Annotated in this window: 2 tRNA genes and 2 rRNA genes (1 of these 4 cut by a window edge); all 4 read right to left on the reverse strand. The window is 52.9% G+C overall.

Annotated elements, in window-relative coordinates:
• A 23S ribosomal RNA gene (locus D2U88_RS07015) occupies window positions 1-589 on the reverse strand (it extends 2,227 nt beyond the left edge of the window).
• Between the two features lie 167 nt (window positions 590-756).
• A tRNA-Ala gene (locus D2U88_RS07020) sits at window positions 757-830 on the reverse strand.
• A 149-nt stretch (window positions 831-979) separates the two neighbouring features.
• Window positions 980-1,053, reverse strand: a tRNA-Ile gene (locus D2U88_RS07025).
• Window positions 1,054-1,168: 115 nt separating this feature from the next.
• Window positions 1,169-2,686: ribosomal RNA gene (locus D2U88_RS07030) — 16S ribosomal RNA — on the reverse strand.
• Together the 16S and 23S rRNA genes with 2 tRNA genes alongside form the textbook arrangement of a ribosomal RNA operon.
• Window positions 2,687-2,897: the final 211 nt, after the last annotated feature.

Genomic DNA, 2,897 nt, shown 5'->3' on the forward strand with positions numbered 1-2,897 from the left:
GGCACGCCGTCACCGGTAAACCGGCTCCGACCGCTTGTAGGCGTATGGTTTCAGGGTCTTTTTCACTCCGTTGTTCACGGTTCTTTTCACCTTTCCCTCACGGTACTGGTACACTATCGGTCTCCCAGGAGTATTTAGCCTTGGCGGATGGTCCCGCCGGATTCACACAGGGTTTCACGTGCCCCGCGCTACTCAGGATACCACTATCTTTAACGCTCCTTGCCTGTACCGGGCTATCACCGTCTACGGCCCCTCTTTCCAAAGGGTTCCAGTTCGTCGCGCAAAGAACATCGTGGTCCTACAACCCCAACATTGCCGAGACAACGTTGGTTTGGGCTGTTCCGATTTCGCTCGCCACTACTCTCGGAATCACTCTTGTTTTCTCTTCCTCCGCCTACTTAGATGTTTCAGTTCAGCGGGTTCGCCCACCTTGCGGTGTGACAGGCCTTCAACCTGCCGGGTTGCCCCATTCGGACACCCACGGATCAAAGCTCATGTGCAGCTCCCCGTGGATTTTCGCAGCTTATCGCGTCCTTCGTCGCCTCTGAGAGCCTAGGCATCCCCCATACGCCCTTCTTTTGCTTGTCGCACCCGTACCAAGTACGGATGCCCTCTCGTAATCCTTATATATTCTATTCTACTTCGTGTTTCTTCTTTTGACTTCGCCATGATGGTAAAACCATCACGCTCCGTCCCAATATGTCAATGAACTTTTAGCTTACAGCTGAAAGCCTATGGCCATCAGCTAAAACTCCGTGGAGAATAAGGGAGTCGAACCCTTGACCTCCTGCGTGCAAGGCAGGCGCTCTAGCCAGCTGAGCTAATTCCCCATTATCAGTGGTCAGTTAACAGTTATCAGTTAACAGTACTACATAACGGTAACCCAACACCTAGAATTTCCTTATTCAATACTCAATGAACCTATGTTACTCGTGAACTTTTAACTTTTCACCCATAACCTGCGGCCTCGCCGCTTTCGTAGTCTCAGGCAGACTCGAACTGCCGACCTCTACATTATCAGTGTAGCGCTCTAACCAGCTGAGCTATGAGACTGTCTTGGCCTAAAAATTCGCCAGTATATCAAAAAAACATATTGTGAACGACAGCATAAAGGTAAAGGACCACCTCGTGCGGGGCCCGAACAACCTCCGGGCGTCTCTTTCTCTAGAAAGGAGGTGTTCCAGCCGCACCTTCCGGTACGGCTACCTTGTTACGACTTAGCCCTAGTTACCGATTTTGCCCTAGGCCGCTCCTTGCGGTGACGGACTTCAGGCACTCCCGGCTTCCATGGCTTGACGGGCGGTGTGTACAAGGCCCGGGAACGTATTCACCGGATCATGGCTGATATCCGATTACTAGCGATTCCAGCTTCACGGGGTCGAGTTGCAGACCCCGATCCGAACTGTGACCGGTTTTATAGATCCGCGCCCCCTTGCGGGGTGGCTTCCCTCTGTACCGGCCATTGTAGCACGTGTGTGGCCCAGGACGTAAGGGCCGTGATGATTTGACGTCGTCCCCACCTTCCTCACGGTTTGCACCGGCAGTCCCGTTAGAGTCCCCATCTTTACATGCTGGCAACTAACGGCAGGGGTTGCGCTCGTTATAGGACTTAACCTGACACCTCACGGCACGAGCTGACGACAACCATGCAGCACCTTGCAGGCAGTCCGAAGAAAGGGATGTCTCCACCCCATGCAGCCTGCATTTAAGCCCTGGTAAGGTTCCTCGCGTATCATCGAATTAAACCACATGCTCCACCGCTTGTGCGGGCCCCCGTCAATTCCTTTGAGTTTCATTCTTGCGAACGTACTCCCCAGGTGGGATACTTATCACTTTCGCTTGGCCACGGAGCACGAATGCCCCACAGCTAGTATCCATCGTTTACGGCGTGGACTACCGGGGTATCTAATCCCGTTCGCTACCCACGCTTTCGTCCATCAGCGTCAGTACATGGTTGGTCACCTGCCTTCGCGATCGGTGTTCTATGTGATATCTATGCATTTCACCGCTACACCACATGTTCCGGCAACCCCACCATGACTCAAGACCTGCAGTATCAAAGGCAATTTTATGGTTGAGCCACAAACTTTCACCCCTGACTTACAGGCCCGCCTACGGACCCTTTAAACCCAATGATTCCGGATAACGCTCGGACCCTCCGTATTACCGCGGCTGCTGGCACGGAGTTAGCCGGTCCTTATTCTTACGGTACCGTCAGCCACCTACACGTAGGTGGGTTTCTTCCCGTATAAAAGCAGTTTACAACCCATAGGGCCGTCATCCTGCACGCGGCATGGCTGGATCAGTCTTCCGACCATTGTCCAATATTCCTCACTGCTGCCTCCCGTAGGAGTCTGGTCCGTGTCTCAGTACCAGTGTGGGGGATCCCCCTCTCAGGGCCCCTAACCATCGTTGCCTTGGTAAGCCGTTACCTTACCAACTAGCTAATGGTACGCATGGCCATCCCTGTCCGATAAATCTTTAATCAGGTCATCATGCGATGTCCCGATACCATGGGGCATTAATCCAAGTTTCCCTGGGCTATTCCCCTGACAGGGGCAGGTTCCATACGCGTTCCGCACCCGTGCGCCGGTCTCAAGGGTGCAAGCACCCTCTACCCCTCGACTTGCATGTGTTAGGCCTGCCGCTAGCGTTCATCCTGAGCCAGGATCAAACTCTTCATTGTATTTCCTTGAATGTCTGTCCGACACCCGGAAATATCCGGGCCCCCGCATCAAAATGGTTCTTATTCTCTTTACGCTGTCGTTACAATATGTATATGAACTTCTTCTTGTTTTTCCCGAAAAAAAAATCGGCCACTCGACCAATCCCCCTCTCGAAAACGCCCTGCCTCATCAGCTAAGCGGGTGCAAATATAAGAACGTTATCCCGACTCC

The organism is Flagellimonas aequoris (assembly GCF_003584165.1).
Classification (GTDB): domain Bacteria; phylum Bacteroidota; class Bacteroidia; order Flavobacteriales; family Flavobacteriaceae; genus Flagellimonas; species Flagellimonas aequoris.